Origin of the sequence: Nocardioides daedukensis (assembly GCF_013408415.1) — a bacterium.
GTDB classification, from domain to species: domain Bacteria; phylum Actinomycetota; class Actinomycetes; order Propionibacteriales; family Nocardioidaceae; genus Nocardioides; species Nocardioides daedukensis.
Genome location: NZ_JACCAA010000001.1, coordinates 3,331,721 through 3,347,598, shown reverse-complemented (window position 1 = coordinate 3,347,598; position 15,878 = coordinate 3,331,721). Strand labels below are relative to the sequence as shown.

Sequence of the window (15,878 nt, the reverse complement as noted above, 5' to 3'; positions counted from 1 at the left end):
TCCACCCTGGAGATCAGGTCAGACTGCACGCTTCTTGAGCTTGCGCCGTTCGCGCTCAGACAAGCCGCCCCAGATGCCGAAGCGCTCGTCGTTCATCAATGCGTATTCGAGACAGTCGTCTCGCACATCGCAGGTCAGGCAGACCTTCTTGGCCTCCCTGGTGGAGCCACCCTTTTCCGGGAAGAACGCCTCCGGATCGGTCTGGGCACACAGTGCCCGCTCCTGCCAACCGAACTCTTCTGCGTCGTTTCCGTCGAGGAGAAACAGCTCTCGCATCAGTACTCCCCTTTCGACCCTGACTCGTTCAATGATGCTGGTTCGATCTCTTTGGTTCTCTGCGGCTTTTGACTGCGAAGAACACTGATGGAATTACATGCCTGTCGTACCCCGGAAGTCAAGCCCGGATCTGATATAAACACCCGCTCGGCACGGTTTCTGTCCGATCGGGCAGGCTAGGACCATGCAGAACACGCCTCCGCGCTCGATCACCGTCCTCTCCGGGGGGATGGGCGGCGCCAAGTTCATCCAGGGCCTGCTCCACGGCATCCGCACCGGACAGGTCCCGGCCGCCGCCGACGCGGTGGTCACCGTGGTCGCCAACACGGCCGACGACATCTGGGTGCACGGCCTGAAGGTGAGTCCCGACCTGGACACGGTGATGTACACCCTCGGCGAGGGCATCGATCCCGACCGCGGTTGGGGTCGGCGCGAGGAGACGTGGAGCGTCAAGGAGGAGCTGGCGGCCTACGGGGTGGAGCCGACCTGGTTCGGACTCGGCGACCGTGACGTGGCCACGCACCTGGTCCGCACCCAGATGCTCGAGGCCGGATATCCGCTCTCCGCCGTGACCACGGCTCTGTGCCAGCGTTGGTTGACACCCACCCATGGCGACGGGCTGCGTCTGCTGCCGATGACCGATGACCGCGTCGAGACCCATGTCGCCATTGCCGACGAGGAGTCGCCCTCGGGCAGGAAGGTGATCCACTTCCAGGAATATTGGATCAAGCTCCGTGCCTCCGTCCCGGCCGAGGCACTCGTCTTCGTCGGCCTGGACCGGTCCACGCCGGCACCCGGAGTGGTCGAGGCGATCACCGAGGCCGACCTGGTCATCGTGCCGCCCTCCAACCCGGTGGTCTCGGTCGGCACGATCCTCGGCGTTCCCGGCATCCGTGAAGCGCTGCTCGAGACCACGGCCCCCGTGGTCGGCCTCTCCCCGATCGTGGGCACGTCCCACGTGCGCGGCATGGCCGAGCAGATGCTGACCTCGATCGGGGTCGAGGTCAGTGCGAGCGGCGTGGCCGGTCACTACGGCGCCCGTTCCCGCGGTGGCGTGCTCGACGGCTGGCTGGTCGACGCACGTGACGCGGACCAGGTCGCTCGTATCGAGGAGCTGGGCATCAAGGCTGTTGCCGTGCCGTTGATGATGACCGACCACGACGCCACGGCTGCGATGGCCGCCAGCGCGTTCGAGCTGGTCCGGTGAGCCTGCGCGTCGTCGCGCCCGGTGGCGTCGGCGAGGTCGCCGAGGGTGACGACCTGGCCACTCTCCTGCTGGCTGCCTGCGACGCGGACGGGATCGAGCTGCTCGACGGCAGCATCGTCACGATCACCAGCAAGGTGGTCAGCAAGGCCGAGGGACGTCACCGCGTCGGTGACCGCCTCGATGCGATCGACGACGAGAGCGTGCGCGTCCTCGCCCGCCGCGGCCCCACCTCGATCGTGCGCACCCGGCTCGGCCTGACCATGGCAGCCGCCGGGATCGACAACTCCAACGTCACCGCCGGGCAGTTCCTGCTCCTGCCCGAGGACCCGGACCGCAGCGCGGTGGTCGTCCGCGAGGAAGTACTGGCTCGTCGTGGCGTCAACGTCGGCGTCCTGGTCACCGACACCGCGGGTCGCCCGTGGCGCAACGGCCAGACCGACATCGCCATCGGCGCGGCGGGCCTGGTGGTGCTCGAGGAGTTCGCCGGGGTCACCGACTCCTACGGCAACGCCCTGGCCGTCACCGCACCGGCCGTGGCCGACGAGCTCGCCGGCCTGTCCGAGCTCGCCTCGGGCAAGCTCGGGGGCCGACCGTTCACGGTGATCACTGGCCGCGAGGACCTGGTGCTGGCCCGCGGGGACCACGGCTCGGGCGCGGGCGCCCTGGTGCGCGAGGACGGCGCCGACATGTTCGGTCTCGGCTCCCGTGAGGCAGTGGTGCGGGCTCTTGCCGCCTCGGATGCCCGCCTCTTCGGGGCGCCTGCGGCTTCCGGCGACATGCACATCGCCGCGCGTGACACCTTCGGCGCCGCCGAGCTCACCGAGCACGGCAGCATCAACGTTGCCGTCACCGGGCCGGCGACCGCCACCCTGGCCGGCGTACTGGCCCATGCCTTCGGGTGGGAGGCGCACGCCTCGCCCGACGGCACCGAAGTGACCTTCCAACCGCCGACTCCGTAGACTCTGCCGCTGTACGTCTCGACCATCACGTGAGAGAAGCCAGTCCGTGGCCAACAAGCCCAGCAAGAAGATCGGCCGGCGCGAAGTCGCCGATCAACTCCGCACCCAGCAGAAGCGCGCCGACCAGCGCCAAGGTGCTGTCATCGTCGGTGTCTGCATCTTGATCGCTGTGGCGATCATCGGGTTCGCCGCGTTCAAGCCGATCAAGGAGTGGTGGGACCTCCGGGCCTTCAACGACATCGACATGTCCGGGATCGGCGCGCCCGCGGCCGATGTCTGCAGCAAGGTCGAGACGAAGAAGGCCGACGGCAACCAGGAGCACGTCGAGCCCGGCGTGGATGTCGACTACACCGACGCGCCCCCGGCCTTCGGCAAGCACGAGAACACCCCCGACACGCCGGACCGCAAGCTCTACACCAAGGACGACCGGCCCCGCGTCGAGATGTTGGTCCACAACCTCGAGCACGGCTACACGATCCTCTGGTACGACGAGACCATTGCCGACGACGACGAGCAGATGACCGAACTCAAGGCCATCGCCACCAAGCTCAAGGGCAACAACAACCCGCGACTGAAGTTCAAGGCCGTCCCGTGGACGTCCAAGGACGGCAAGGCGTTCAAGGGTGACAACCACATCGCGCTGACGCACTGGTCCAAGGGTGGCAAGGACGTCGACGTCAGCCAGGTCGACAAGCAGGTCGGCGTGTGGCAGTACTGCACCGACGTGTCCGGCGAGGCGCTGTACAAGTTCATGCAGAAGTACGACTACTTCGACTCCCCCGAACCCAACGGCATGTGACCGACCAGAGGGTCAGCGCGTGGTCTCGACGTCCATGCGCTCACCCTCGGGCAGTGTGGTGCCGGCGCTGATCACCGCGCCGTCGCCCAGCGTGGCCGCCATGAGCACTGCCTTCTCGCCGACCTGCGCACCGGGTCCGAGGACCGAATCGACGACCCGGGCGCCGGCCTCGATGCTGGCTCCGGTCATCACGACGCTCCCGGTCACCTCGGCGCCGTCGGCGATCCTCGCGTCCTCCATCACCACTGAGCCGCCGCTCACGCGCGCGCCCGAGCCGACGCGTGCTCGGGGGTGGATCCGGGCACCGGACTCGACGGCCTCGACGGCCGGGGTCGGCGCGAGGCCGAGCACCACGTCCTGGCTCGCCGCCACCAGGGCGGCCGGCGTGCCCACGTCGCGCCAGTAGGCGGAGTCGACGAACCCGACGACCAGGCTGCCGTTCGCGACCAGGTCGGGGAACGTCTGCCGCTCGACCGAGACCACTTCACCGGCCTCGATGGTGTCGATGACGTCGCGACGGAAGATGTAGCAACCCGCGTTGATCTGGTTGGTCACCGGGTCGTCGGACTTCTCCACGAAGTCGAGCACCCGGCCCTCGTCGTCGGTGGGCACGCAGCCGAAGGCGCGTGCGTCCTCGACCTCGACCAAGTGCAGCGAGACGTCCACTCGCCGGCCGCGACGCCCCGAGCGGAAGTCGGCCAGCTGCCCGGGCAGGTCATGGCCGGACAGGACATCACCGTTGAGGATGATCACGGCGCCGTCGGGGTCGTCGGTGAGCGCATCGGCGACGTTGCGGATCGCCCCACCCGTGCCCAGCGGCTCCTCCTCCAGGACGTAGTCCAGGCGGACCCCCCAGCGACTTCCGTCGCCGAGGACCGGGGCGAACATGTCCGCGTGGTAGGAGGTGGCCAGCACGATGTGCTCGACACCGGCCTCGGCCAGCCGGGCGATCTGGTGCTCGAGGAAGGGCACGCCCCCGACGTCGAGCAGGTGCTTGGGGCGACGTGCGGTCAGCGGCAGGAGCCGGCTGCCGAAGCCGCCCGCGACGATCACTGCCTCGGGTGCCGCCGGGGTGGATGGCTGCGAAGTCTCAGTCATGGGGTTGATCCTAGGGTGGTCCCATGGCCACCACCTTTCCCGACCTGCTCGCCACGCTCCTTCGCTCCGACCCGGGTCGTCCGCTGGTGACCTTCTATGACGATGCCACCGGCGAGCGAGTCGAGCTCTCGGTCGCCACCTATGCCAACTGGGTGGCCAAGGCGTCGAGCCTGCTCGTGGAGGAGTTCGACCTCGAGCGCGGCCAGCGGATCCTGATCGACCTGCCGACGCACTGGTTGGGGCCGGTCTTCCTGGGGGCGGCCTGGAACGCGGGACTGGTCGTGGCGTTCCCCGGCGAGGCGGGTGAGCCCGATGCGGTGGCCTGCGGGCCCGAGGGACTCCAGGACCATGCAGGCCTCGCGGGGCGGATCCCGGTGATCGCCACCGCACTGCTCCCCCTGGGCGTCCGGTTCGCCACACCACTGCCCGAGGGTGTCCACGACTTCGGCATCGAGGTCTGGTCGCAGCCCGACTCGTTCATTCCGTGGGACCCGCCGCAGCCCGACGACGCGGCACTCGCCTCGATCAGCCAGGCAGAGCTGGTGACGCCCACCGCCGGGGGGACCGATGGTCTCCTCACCGACGGCGGGCGTCTGTTGACCACGGCGAACCCCGCTTCCCCGACGGGGTTCGCCAGCTTCACCGAGCCGCTGGTCAAGGGCGGCTCGGGGGTCTGGGTCCGCAACGCGGATCCGGACTCGTGGGAGCGCAGGTGGGCAGACGAGCGTGCCACCGCCCAGTGGCTCCCTGCCTGAGGATCAGCCGGCCAGGTCGTAACCCTTGAAGCCGTCGGCGAAGTGCTTCGGCGAGCCGAAGCCACTCGAGGTGCCGGGCATCAGGTAGAGGTCCCCGGTGGTCGACTTGCGCACCAGCAGGTCCTGGCGACCGTCGCCGTTGAGGTCGCCGGCACTGATGAACCAGTTGTAGCCACTCAGGCTGGGCGCCGTCACGGACCTTGCCGATCCGGTCAGTCCGCCGGGACCGTTTCCGCGGTACGTCGTCACCTTGGTGCCGTTGCGGAACAGGCTGTCCGGCGCGCCGTCGGAGTCCCAGCGACCGATGCCGAGCTGGGCGGAGGCGCTGATCGCACCCTTGGCGACGAAGCTCGACCTGAACGTCCTGCCGTTGCCCGGATAGATCCGCATGGCGCCACCACTGGGCTGGGCCATGATGTCCGGATAGCCGTCACCGGTCACGTCGCCCGGGGCGCTGATCAGCTTGTGGTACTTGAACGACGAGGCCAGCGTGGTGGCGCTGGCGAACTTGTCGTCGCCGAGCCCGCGGATCAGCTTCAGGGCGCCACTGGTCTCCCGGATGATGATGTCGCCGTGGCCGTCACGGTCCCAGTCCCCGGCGTTGAGCAGCAGGTTGGCGTTCTCGAACTTGTCACCGACGCTGACCGGCGTACCGGTGTTGCCGTTGCCGCCCGGACGGTTCTTGTAGATCAGCATGCTCTTGCTGTGGATGCCGACCAGGTCCGGGAGCCCGTTCTTGTCCGTGTCGCCGAAGCTGAACGAGTTGAGCGGGGCAGCCTCGAACAGCGGGCCGAGGCGGGTTCCGAAGGTGCCGTCGCCCTTGCCGGAGTAGACATAGAGGTTGTCCGACGCCGCCGTCCTCACGGCCAGGTCGGCCTTGCCGTCACCGGTGATGTCGCCATAGCCCGTGATCACGTCGAAGCGGGCGGTGTTGGTCATCACCTTCACCGGGGCCTTGATCTTGTTGCCGCCGGCACCCGGGACGAGCCAGAGCACGCCGCTCTTGTCACGCGCATAGAGGTCCGGAACCCCGTCACCGGTGGTGTCGCCGGTGGCAGCGGTCATCGTGTAGCGACCCCAGTCCTTGCTGAGCAGGAGCCGCGGAGCGAACGTGCCTGCCGCGGAGGCGCCGCGATAGAGATACAGGTAGCCGGTCTTCGGGTTGCGGGCGACCAGGTCGGGACGCGTGGCCCCGTTCAGGTTGCCGACCGCGGTGATCTGGTCGTAGCCCTTCATCTGGGTGCTCAACGAGATGTGCTTGGTGTTGAACTTCCCGTTGCCCAGCCCGGCGCGTACGCCGTAGCGACCGCTCCACGACGAGCGCACGACGACGTCGTCGATGCCGTCGCCGGTGACGTCGGGGGTCATCCGGACCGTGTCATAGATGTTCCAGCCCGCGGTGACCGGGGTCCTGGCCCCGAGGCCGCCCTTGGTGCCACCGGTGGGGATCACATATCCGGTGCCGTTGTCGCGGCGGACCAGGAAGTCGGGCGCCGAGGAGCCCACCAGGTTGGTCTGCAGGTTCCGGCCGTCCCAGCTCACCTGCTTGGCGCGTGCCTTGCTGCGGATGGAGCCGATCTGGTCATAGAGGTAGCGCCCCGGGCAGGCGGTCTGGCCTGCGTCGCGGTGGCCGTTGATCGCGCGGAACGTCGACTTGCCGACCGTCTGCTTCGAGCTGTTGGCGTTGACGCCGTGCAGCGAGAGCTTCCAGGCGAACAGGCGCGCATAGGCCTCGACCATGGACGAGGACGGCCTCGCCTTGTCGAAGTTCCCGATCGCCGACATCGCGAAGGAGTACTCGTTGTAGCCGAGCGTGTGGGCGCCGACGACCGGGCGGTCGACACCGCCGTAGCGGCCTTCCCAGATCCGCCCGAACTTGTCGACCAGGAAGTTGTAGCCCACGTCGCTCCAGCCCCGCGACTGGGTGTGGTAGGCGTAGATGCTGCGGATGATGCCGGGCACCTGGTCGCGGGTGTAGTCGTTGCCGTTCACCGTGTGGTGGACGAACCCGGCATGCACCTCGTGGTACTGCAGCGACGACTTGTCACGCAGCTTCTCGTTGGCACCCCACTGGGCCCGCGAGTAGATCTTCGGCTTGGTGGTCACCTTCGTGGCCTGCAGGGCGATCTCGCCCTGGTCGGTGGTGAGCGTGTCCGGGGCGTCGGTCTCGCCGGCAGGCTCCTCCTGCTGGCCGGCCGGGCCGTCCGACGGGGCATCCGACGGGCCGTCCGACGGGGTGCTGGAGGGAGTGCTCGAGGGCTCCTCGGAGACATTCGGGGACGCGGTGTCCAGCTCCGGCTGCTCGATCTCGGTGCCCTTGGACGCACCCGGGGCCACGACGGCGAGCTTCATGTCGGAGGGCAGCGCGACGCCCTCGGCGGTGACGGCCTTGGCCTGCACCTGGTCGACGACACCGACCAGCAGCGGGTCGGTGCCGGGGCGTGCGTTCTTGGCCTCTTGCGAGTCCGGGTCCGGGCCGTGCTCGTCGTGGTAGTCGACCGCGGTCCACTCGCTCCACTCGTCGTCGGTGCGGGTGCGGACCATCACCGAGATCTCGTCGTCGGCGATCCGCTCCGCGGCGTCCCAGGTGACACCGACTGCGGTGTAGCCGTCGACGTCCTCGGTCGCACTGACCGCTTCGTCGCCGGTGGCCTCGGTCTTCAAGGACTCCGTGGCGGCCTCAGGCAGCGCGCTGTCGGCCAGCTCGGGCGCCTCTTCGAGGGCGGTCTCGGTGGTGTCGGCGTCGATCGCATATTCGGCGACCTCGGGCTCGACCGGGGCGGTCTCCACCTCGGCTGCCTCGGGCTCTCCCTCCTGGTCACCGGAGGCGAGGTCGGACTCGATCAGCTCGCCCTCTCCAGCCGCGGGCGGCTGCGTGGTGACGTCGAGTGAGATGACGTTGGCTGCGGGAGCAAGGACGGCTACGACGGCGCCGACCACCAGCATTTGCTGGCAGGCGGTGACGAATCTGAGCTTGTGAGGACGCATTCTCGGCTACTCCAGTGCGGGGGAAGTTTCACACGAGTACCAAGTTTCACATCAGTCACACTGGTTACCGCAAGTGTTTCTGAGTAACTACAATCGTGTAATTTCCAGTCGACACGCCGTTTGGGCCAAAATAATCGAGAAATGTCTGGTTTGTCGGCGAACCCCGGGAAATGCGACGGGCCGCCGACGGACACGACGTACGTGTCGATCGGCGGCCCGGTGCTCGCCAAGGGGCGGCCAAGGGGTTCAGCAGGCTGCGCCCAGGTCCGCCGACTCGTTGGCGGTGTAGCCGTCCTGCTTGTTCCCCAGCGATCCACCGCTGGTGGCCGGCTGGCCGGATGCGTCCGTGGCGCCGGACGACGCGCGGGCGGAGGCCCTGGCCTTCTTCGGCTCCGGCGACTTGCCCTCGGCCTTGTCGATCGCCTTGTCCACCATCGTCCTGATCTTGTCCAGGTCGGGGTGGGCGGTGTTGATCGCCGGCGGGACGATGGAGACGGTGCCGATCCTCCGGCTCTTCGCCTTCAGCGCCAGGCCGATGAACGTGTCCAGCTCGCTGGCCGGCAGGTTGGTGTCGACCATGGCCGAGCTGGCCTTGGTGATCTTCTCGAAGTTGGCCAGCACGGTCTTCGGGCTGATCTGGGTGGCCAGTGCGTTCATCACGCACTTCTGCCGCGCCATCCGCGCGTAGTCGTCCGACCCGGTACGAGAGCGGGCGAACCATAGGGCGTGATAGCCGTTGAGCTTCTTCACGCCCGGCTCGATGTAGCGGGTGACCGGGGTGGAGAAGCCACCGATCGGGATCCGGTGACGGACGTTGAGCGTCACTCCCCCGACCGCGTCGATCAGGTTGCGGAAGCCCTCCAGGTTGACCATCGCCCAGTAGTTGATCTTCAGGCCGGTGACGCCCTCGACCGCGGAGATGGTCGCGTCGGTGCCGGCGGTCTTCGGGTCGGCGAAGAGCTCGGTGTTGTCCTGGGCCCAGGTGCTGACGCCGTTGATGTAGCACTCGTCGCAGTCGAAGCCGTCGGGGAACTGCTCGTCCATCACCGACCCCTTGGCGAACTTGAAGTTCTGCAGGTTGCGCGGGAGGCCGACCAGGACCGTGCGTCCGGTCTCCTGGTCGATGCTCGCCACGGTCAGCGAGTCCGGGCGCAGGCCGAACCGCCCGGCGCCGGAGTCACCACCCATCAGCAGCACGTTGTAGCGCCCGTGGGTCGAGTCGCTCACCTCGGATGCGCTGAACATCGTCCCGATGAACTCACGCTGGACGGTGACCAGGTGCGCGGCGAACAGGATGCTCCCGGCGACCGAGAAGCACAGCACGCCGTTGAGCCCCACCATCGCGAGCCGCTGGTTCTTCACCAGCGTCAGCGGCTGGCCGATCCGCCAGGCGTCCATGAAGAGGGCGGCCCAGCCCACCGCGATCAGCATCATCGCGAACCGGACCAGGTTCAGCAGCGTGGTGTTGGTGCCGAACCAGAGGACGAAGGAGGTCGAGGCGTAGGAGATCAGGCCGAGGACCACGAGCAGGGCGATCACCGCGCCCCAGACGCGGATCGCGATCCGACCGACGTTACGGTTGCCGGCAACCAGCTGGGCGGACCCGGGGACCACAAGGGTCATCACCATCAGCGTGACGGCGCGACGAAAACGGACTCGCGCTGCACGGTCCGGGGCACGCCGTGTCTCGGCATACCGGCGATCGTGCGACCCGGGGGAAGAAACGGGTGGCATCGATGAGGCCTCTCTCAACGGGGAAGTACTGAAAGTTTCCTGCTGGCCAATATCACCAGTCACTTGCGTCACTTCCGTGCATGACGCGCCGAAAGGGCCCCGCTTCGTGAGCGGCGTCGCGTCGCCTCACCGGGCCCCGAGAGCCCCCTGGAGGCCGGCTCAGCCCGGGTTCCGACCCGACTCGATCTCCTGCTTGCCCGCCAGGCGGTGCGAGCGACGGATCTCCGCCTCGCGCCATCGGCGTACCTCATCAGGGGTCTCCGGCACCAGCCGTGGCACCCTGCGCGAGCGGCCGTCCCCGTCGATCGCGACGAAGACGAAGTAGGCCGAGGCCACGTGCTTGGGGGTCCCTTCGGCGTCGGTCCACGCCTCGGCCTCGATCCGTACGCCGACCTCCATCGAGGAGCGCCCGGCCCAGTTGACCTGCGCCGTGGTCCGCACGATGTCGCCGACGTGGACGGGCTCCAGGAAGGCCATCTCGTCCAGGGCCGCGGTCACCGCCGGGCCCCCACCGTGGCGCTGCGCCGCAGCGCCGGCCGTCGAGTCGGCGAGCTTCATGATGTCGCCGCCATGGATGTTGCCCAGCAGGTTCGCCGACGTCGCATGCATCAGCTGGGCCAGCGAGACACGCGAATAGGACGGGGAGCGCGCGGAGTCGGTCATGCGAAGGAGAGTAACGATCCCCGGACCATCTGCCGGTAGCGTCTGCCCCATGGCTGACCGTCCACAGGGCCCCGAACCGGGCACTCCCGAGTATGAATGGCTCTACGGCAAGAACCGTGGAGCCGACGACGACGCGACCCGGATGATCCCCCAGCAGGGCACGGGCAGGCGCGGGCAGCAGCCCGAGCCCACCCGGATCATCCCGACGCAGCAGCCCCGGACGGCACCGCGCCGCCCCGTCGCTCCCCCACCCGGCCCGCCCGGTGGCCCCCACGACCCGCAGCGCGGCCGCGGACGGCCTCGGCGCCGGATCCGGCCGTTCCGCTGGATCTTCCTGATCCTCGTGCTCTGGCTCGCCTTCCTGATCGCGGTTCCGTTCTTCGCCCTCAGCAAGGTCTCCACGGTGGACGCGTTCCCTGACGGAGATCGGCCCGGTGAGCAGGACGGCACGACATACCTCGTCGTGGGCAGTGACTCGCGCAGCGACCTCAGCGACGAGGAGCGGCGCCGGTTCGGCACCGGCGGGGAGGTGGGCAAGCGCACCGACACGATGATGATCCTGCACATCGGCAAGGGCCCCAACCTGCTGATGTCGATCCCGCGGGACTCGATCGTCGACATCCCCGGCCGCGGCAGCAACAAGATCAACGCCTCCTACTCGTTCGGCGGACCGAAGCTCCTGGTCGAGACGATCGAGCAGAACACCGGGATCCGGATCGACCACTACGTCGAGATCGGGTTCGGCGGCTTCGTGAACCTGGTCGACGCCGTGGGCGGCATCGAGATCTGCCCGGATCGCGACATGAAGGACAAGGACGCCCACCTCGACATCAAGAAGGGCTGCCAGGAGGCCGACGGCGTCACCGCCCTCGGGTTCGCCCGGTCGCGGAAGTCCGACCCGCAGTACGGCGACATCACCCGCGCCAAGAACCAGCGTTCGGTGGTGAGCGCGATCGGCAACAAGGTGGTCAGCCCCTGGACGGTCATCAACCCGGTGCGCTACTGGAGGGTGAACATGGCCGCGGCCACCACGGTGAAGGTCAGTGACGGGACCGGGCCGTTCGCGCTCGGCCGCTTCGCTTGGGGAATGACGCGCCAGGACCTCACCTGCGGAGTCCCGATCGCCGACCTCCAGGTCAACTGGGACGAGGAGCGCTCCAAGAAGATGTTCGACTACATCGCCGAGGACGACACCGAGTCCATCCCCGAGGGGCTGTGCAGTCCCACCGGCCTGGCCGAGTAGGGCGTCTGGCTTCGGGCCGAAATCACCACGACACGCCGTTGGTACGGCGTGTCGTGGTGTTTCTCGTCCGGGGTGTCGCCCGAGTCAGATGTCGGACTGGATCCCGGCCAGGAGCTGGCGTGCCATCACGATCCGCTGGACCTGGTTGGTGCCCTCGTAGATCTGGGTGATCTTGGCGTCGCGCATCATCCGCTCGACCGGGTAGTCACGGGTGTAGCCGTAGCCGCCGAGCACCTGCACGGCGTTGGTGGTGACCTCCATCGCGACGTCCGAGGCGAAGCACTTGGCTGCGGCGCCGAAGAAGGTCAGGTCCTTGTCGCCGCGCTCAGAGCGACCGGCGGCGGCGTAGGTCATCTGGCGCGCGGCCTCGACCTTCATGCCCATCTCAGCGATCAGGAACTGCAGGCCCTGGAACTCGGAGATCGACTTGCCGAACTGCTGGCGCTCCTTGGCGTAGCCCAGCGCGTAGTCGAGCGCACCCTGGGCGACACCGACGGCCTGGGCGGCGATGGTGATCCGGGTGTGGTCGAGGGTCTTCATCGCGATCTCGAAGCCCTGGCCCTCCGCACCGATGATCCGGTCGGTCGGGATCCGGACGTTGTCGAAGTAGACCTCGCGGGTCGGTGAACCCTTGATGCCGAGCTTCTTCTCGGGCGCACCGAAGGAGACGCCCTCGTCGGACTTCTCGACCACGAACGCGGAGATACCGCTGGAGCGCTTCTCCGGGTCGGTCATCGCCAGGACGGTGTAGAACTCCGACTCGCCGGCGTTGGTGATCCAGCGCTTCACGCCGTTGAGCACCCAGGTGTCGCCGTCCTTGACCGCGCGGGTCTTCTGGTTCGCGGCGTCCGAACCGGCGTCGGGCTCGGAGAGGCAGTAGGAGAAGCCGCCCTCGCCGGCAGCGAGCTTGCCGAGGTACTTCTGCTTCAGCTCCTCGGAGCCGCCGATCTGCACCGGGAGCGAACCGAGTTTGTTCACCGCAGGGATCAGCGAGGAGGAAACGCAGGCACGGGCGACCTCCTCGATGATGATCACGGTCGCGAGGGCGTCGGCACCGGCACCGCCGTAGGCCTCGGGGACGTGAGCAGCGTGGAAGTCGGCGGCCTTCAGGGCCTCGGCGGCCTCCCTGGGATAGCGGGCCTCCTCGTCCACCTCGGCAGCGAACGGAGCGACCTTGGCGTCGCAGATGGCACGGACGGCCTCGCGGACCGCCTGGTGCTCCTCGGACAGGGAGTAGAGCGGAAAGTCAGACATGACAGAGATTCTAGGATTTCCTACTAACTGTTCCCAAAAGCGTCCGCCGCCGCGGCCTCCCGGTGTCTGGTGGACCACATGCGAGCCCGTGGCACGGGCGGCTACGGTGGAGGGCATGAACGCCTGGCAGAAACCGGAGTCCATCAGTTACATGCTCGACGAAGCCGAGACGTGGGCGGTGGTGGGGCTCTCCGGGGACCCGAGTCGCACGGCGTACGAGATCGCAGAGGTCCTGCAGGCGCATGGCAAGAAGATCGTGCCCATCCACCCCGATGCCCCCACCGTGCTCGGCGAGCAGGGCTACGCCACCCTGGCCGACGTACCGTTCCCGATCGACGTCGTCGACGTCTTCCGCCGCTCCGAGGCCGCCGGCCAGTTCGCCGACGAGGCGATCGTCGTCGGCGCCAAGGCCGTGTGGTTCCAGCTCCGGGTGATCGACGAGGACGCCTTCGACCGGGTCGTCGAGGCCGGCCTGCACATGGTGATGGACACCTGCCCGGCTATCGAGTGGGGCAAGCGCGGCGAGTGAGCCTGTGAGCGCCCCGGGCGGCGATCTCCCGATCAGGCCCGGGCCGGGCCTTCGCGACGGCCTGGTCATCCCGGCGAGCGAGTTGCTCGAGCGGTTCTCCCGCTCCCCCGGCCCCGGGGGCCAGTCGGTGAACACCTCCGACACCCGCGTCGAGCTGGAGTACGACGTCGCCTCGTCGTCGGCACTGACCGAGACGCAACGCCGGCGCGCCCTCGACGCCCTCGGCAACCGCCTGGTCGACGGGCGGCTCACCGTGACCGCCTCGGAGCACCGGTCCCAGCCGCGCAACCGCAACGCTGCCCGCGAGCGGCTGGCCGACCTGGTCAGGCAGGCCGCCGCGCCACCCCCGCCGAAGCGCCGCCCGACCCGACCCACGAAGGGCTCGCAACGACGGCGGATCGAGTCCAAGAAGCAACGCGGACAGGTCAAGCAACTGCGCAGGCGTCCTGACGAATGACCCCCGCGACCGGCCCGGGATCGTTATGGTCGGCCCATGCGCATCTATGTGGGGGTGGTGCACAAGAACGCGCCGTCCCTCGATTCCTCCGGACTCCTGGACGGACACCTGTCCGAACAACTCGCCTCGGCCGCCCGCCGCTCGCTCCCGTTCGCCACACCCGGCGCCCCCGCAGCCCAGTGGACCACCGGCAACGTGCTGCTCGCCGCCTGGAGCAACGAGCCGGGCGACCCGCGGCGGCCGCTGCTGGACAGCACCCCCGAGGCAGCACACGGCTTCTCCGGATATCTGCTCGGTGAGGGCGAGGACCCGGCGGGCGTCTGGGCACGGTTCGCGGCCACACCGGGTCGGCTGAGCGGATCCACCAGTGCGTCCGGTGCCGAGGTCGTCTTCTTCGCCGAGACCCCCGAGCTCGTCGTGATCGGCAACCATGCCCTGCTGGTCCACCTGGTCGCCGACCCGACCGGCCCGCATGCCGACCTCGTCGGCCTGTCCGGCGTCTTCAATGCCGGCTTCTGCACCACTGATCGCACCGCGTTCCGGGCCGTGACCGCCCTGGGTCCCGACCGCACCGTGGCTGCGGACCGCTCCGGCCTGAGCATCTCCCGCCGCGAGACCAGGAGCACCGGTGAGGCATCCGCCGAGGACGTGGCCGCCGCCCTGATGGCCTCGATCGCACCGCTCGCCGACCGCAAGGAACCGGTCCTGCTCGGGCTCACCGGCGGTCGCGACTCCCGGCTGCTGGCGGCGCTGCTGACCCGGGGCGGCGTACCGCTGAAGAGCCGCACCTCGGGCAACCCCGACGACCCCGATGTCCTGGTCGGCCGGCAGGTGGCCGAGGCGCTCGGCATCCCGCACGTGGTGGGCGGACCGATGGGCCTGACCCGCGACCACGAGGGCGACACCCTGAGCATCGACGTCGCCGGACGGCTGCACGAGGCGGTGGTGCTGGGCAACGGGATGTTCTGCGCCCATGACCGGGTCGGACGCATCGACGGCGGCTACAACGCGAGCCTGGTCCCGTTCTCGGGATCCGGTGGCGAGATCCTGCGCGGCTACTACGCCGGCGCGGTGGCCGGGATGGACCAACGCGAGGTCGTCCAGCGCTACCTGCGTGGCCGCGTGCTGGGCTCGCGCGACCGGATGACCCAGGCCATGCAGCGCGCCTACGAGGCGGACCTCGAGCCATGGCGTCGCCAGGTCAAGGAGCAGGGCGCAGGCGCCCTCGAGGACTACTACGTGCGCCAGCGCACCGGACGATGGACCGGGATGGCCCGACAGGCCGCCTCGATCGGCTCGCTGGCTTGGCGGCCCTACCTGGACCACCACGTCGTGGAGACCGTACGTCGCGTCCCTCTGCAGTTGCGCACCGACGAGCGCCTGATCGCGGACCTGCTCGAGGTGCTGGCGCCCGAGCTGCACGACATCCGGTTCGCGGGGAAGCGCTGGAAGTTCGACAAGAACCCGCCCACTGCGCCGCAGGCGAGGGCGGCCTGGGACGCACGGGCGCCACTGCTGGGCAGCCACGGCGACCAGTCCACCTTCAGCTGGCGGGCCGACCTGCCCGAGGTGCGCACCGAGCTCGCCGAGGCGATCGCGCAGGCACCCGACTCGTTCTGGGAGATCGCGGATCGCCATCGGATGGACGACTTCGCGATCCGGGCATCGCCGAGCCGGGCCAACACCGTGCGGATGTGGCACTGGGCGACGGTGGCGACTGCCCTGGCCACCGATTTCGCGACCGGCCCCGACCGTCTCGAGTCACGTGAGCGAATCGTCGTCGTGACCCGCACCGAGCTTCAGCCCCAGCGCCCCTCACGCAAGGAGCGGATCAAGGCAGTCGGGACGAGCGCGGCCAAGCGGGTACTGGTCATCGCGCGCCGGTTGCAGCGCACCGTGACACGTCGCTGAACCGT

Annotated in this window: 14 protein-coding genes; 8 read left to right on the top strand and 6 right to left on the bottom strand. The window is 68.7% G+C overall.

Going from position 1 to position 15,878, the window contains the following annotated elements; translation table 11 throughout:
- Positions 1-18 precede the first annotated feature (18 nt).
- Positions 19-276 (bottom strand): WhiB family transcriptional regulator, encoded by a 258-nt coding sequence (locus BJ980_RS16310; RefSeq protein WP_179503260.1) that lies wholly within the window; start codon positions 274-276, stop codon positions 19-21.
- A 184-nt stretch (positions 277-460) separates the two neighbouring features.
- On the opposite strand from BJ980_RS16310, the gene cofD reads away from it, so the two are divergent.
- The 3 genes from cofD to BJ980_RS16295 are packed head-to-tail and all read left to right on the top strand — an operon-like array spanning position 461 to position 3,241.
- Positions 461-1,483 (top strand): 2-phospho-L-lactate transferase, encoded by a 1,023-nt coding sequence (gene cofD, locus BJ980_RS16305; protein WP_179503259.1) that lies wholly within the window; start codon positions 461-463, stop codon positions 1,481-1,483.
- Positions 1,480-2,442, top strand: coding sequence for a coenzyme F420-0:L-glutamate ligase (gene cofE / locus BJ980_RS16300; protein ID WP_179503258.1), 963 nt, complete (start codon positions 1,480-1,482; stop codon positions 2,440-2,442). The genes cofD and cofE overlap by 4 nt, the downstream gene beginning before the upstream one ends.
- A gap of 46 nt (positions 2,443-2,488) precedes the next feature.
- On the top strand, positions 2,489-3,241 hold the full coding sequence (locus tag BJ980_RS16295) for a DUF3105 domain-containing protein (protein ID WP_179503257.1): 753 nt from the start codon (positions 2,489-2,491) through the stop codon (positions 3,239-3,241).
- 12 nt (positions 3,242-3,253) lie between these two features.
- Here the strand turns inward: BJ980_RS16295 and BJ980_RS16290 are convergent, their stop codons facing one another.
- Positions 3,254-4,339, bottom strand: a complete 1,086-nt coding sequence (locus BJ980_RS16290; protein WP_179503256.1) for a nucleotidyltransferase family protein — start codon at positions 4,337-4,339, stop codon at positions 3,254-3,256.
- A 23-nt stretch (positions 4,340-4,362) separates the two neighbouring features.
- Between BJ980_RS16290 and BJ980_RS16285 the strand changes: the two genes are divergently transcribed.
- Positions 4,363-5,094, top strand: coding sequence for a TIGR03089 family protein (locus BJ980_RS16285; protein WP_179503255.1), 732 nt, complete (start codon positions 4,363-4,365; stop codon positions 5,092-5,094).
- A 3-nt stretch (positions 5,095-5,097) separates the two neighbouring features.
- Here the strand turns inward: BJ980_RS16285 and BJ980_RS16280 are convergent, their stop codons facing one another.
- From BJ980_RS16280 to BJ980_RS16270, 3 genes are all read right to left on the bottom strand, one after another.
- On the bottom strand, positions 5,098-8,082 hold the full coding sequence (locus tag BJ980_RS16280) for an FG-GAP-like repeat-containing protein (RefSeq protein ID WP_179503254.1): 2,985 nt from the start codon (positions 8,080-8,082) through the stop codon (positions 5,098-5,100).
- 246 nt (positions 8,083-8,328) lie between these two features.
- Complete coding sequence (locus tag BJ980_RS16275) at positions 8,329-9,705, bottom strand: LCP family protein (protein ID WP_246279992.1); 1,377 nt, start codon at positions 9,703-9,705, stop codon at positions 8,329-8,331.
- A 270-nt stretch (positions 9,706-9,975) separates the two neighbouring features.
- Entirely contained in the window at positions 9,976-10,479 is a 504-nt protein-coding gene (locus BJ980_RS16270) for an acyl-CoA thioesterase (RefSeq protein WP_179503252.1), read from the bottom strand.
- A 49-nt stretch (positions 10,480-10,528) separates the two neighbouring features.
- Between BJ980_RS16270 and BJ980_RS16265 the strand changes: the two genes are divergently transcribed.
- A complete protein-coding gene (locus BJ980_RS16265; RefSeq protein WP_179503251.1) occupies positions 10,529-11,722 on the top strand; it encodes an LCP family protein in 1,194 nt (397 codons plus the stop codon).
- An 84-nt stretch (positions 11,723-11,806) separates the two neighbouring features.
- Here BJ980_RS16265 and BJ980_RS16260 read toward each other — a convergent pair whose 3' ends face one another.
- Positions 11,807-12,976 carry an acyl-CoA dehydrogenase family protein gene (locus BJ980_RS16260; protein ID WP_179503250.1) on the bottom strand — a complete coding sequence of 390 codons (1,170 nt, stop codon included), beginning with the start codon at positions 12,974-12,976 and terminating at the stop codon, positions 11,807-11,809.
- Between the two features lie 115 nt (positions 12,977-13,091).
- On the opposite strand from BJ980_RS16260, the gene BJ980_RS16255 reads away from it, so the two are divergent.
- Genes BJ980_RS16255 through BJ980_RS16245 form a run of 3 tightly spaced genes read left to right on the top strand, consistent with a single transcriptional unit; the run spans position 13,092 to position 15,873 of the window.
- Positions 13,092-13,505 (top strand): CoA-binding protein, encoded by a 414-nt coding sequence (locus tag BJ980_RS16255; RefSeq protein ID WP_179503249.1) that lies wholly within the window; start codon positions 13,092-13,094, stop codon positions 13,503-13,505.
- 4 nt (positions 13,506-13,509) lie between these two features.
- Positions 13,510-13,962, top strand: a complete 453-nt coding sequence (gene arfB / locus BJ980_RS16250) for an alternative ribosome rescue aminoacyl-tRNA hydrolase ArfB (RefSeq protein WP_179503248.1) — start codon at positions 13,510-13,512, stop codon at positions 13,960-13,962.
- 36 nt (positions 13,963-13,998) lie between these two features.
- The gene (locus BJ980_RS16245) at positions 13,999-15,873 is read left to right on the top strand and encodes an asparagine synthase-related protein (RefSeq protein WP_179503247.1); all 1,875 of its coding nucleotides are present in this window, start codon (positions 13,999-14,001) and stop codon (positions 15,871-15,873) included.
- The last annotated feature ends 5 nt before the right edge of the window (positions 15,874-15,878 follow it).

Coding starts and splice junctions, on each gene's coding strand:
- BJ980_RS16310 (WP_179503260.1), bottom strand. CDS start 276: ATGCGAGAGCTGTTTCTCCTCGACGGAAACGACGCAGAAGAGTTCGGT.
- cofD (WP_179503259.1), top strand. CDS start 461: ATGCAGAACACGCCTCCGCGCTCGATCACCGTCCTCTCCGGGGGGATG.
- BJ980_RS16290 (WP_179503256.1), bottom strand. CDS start 4,339: ATGACTGAGACTTCGCAGCCATCCACCCCGGCGGCACCCGAGGCAGTG.
- BJ980_RS16285 (WP_179503255.1), top strand. CDS start 4,363: ATGGCCACCACCTTTCCCGACCTGCTCGCCACGCTCCTTCGCTCCGAC.
- BJ980_RS16280 (WP_179503254.1), bottom strand. CDS start 8,082: ATGCGTCCTCACAAGCTCAGATTCGTCACCGCCTGCCAGCAAATGCTG.
- BJ980_RS16275 (WP_246279992.1), bottom strand. CDS start 9,705: ATGACCCTTGTGGTCCCCGGGTCCGCCCAGCTGGTTGCCGGCAACCGT.
- BJ980_RS16270 (WP_179503252.1), bottom strand. CDS start 10,479: ATGACCGACTCCGCGCGCTCCCCGTCCTATTCGCGTGTCTCGCTGGCC.
- BJ980_RS16265 (WP_179503251.1), top strand. CDS start 10,529: ATGGCTGACCGTCCACAGGGCCCCGAACCGGGCACTCCCGAGTATGAA.
- BJ980_RS16260 (WP_179503250.1), bottom strand. CDS start 12,976: ATGTCTGACTTTCCGCTCTACTCCCTGTCCGAGGAGCACCAGGCGGTC.
- BJ980_RS16255 (WP_179503249.1), top strand. CDS start 13,092: ATGAACGCCTGGCAGAAACCGGAGTCCATCAGTTACATGCTCGACGAA.
- BJ980_RS16245 (WP_179503247.1), top strand. CDS start 13,999: ATGCGCATCTATGTGGGGGTGGTGCACAAGAACGCGCCGTCCCTCGAT.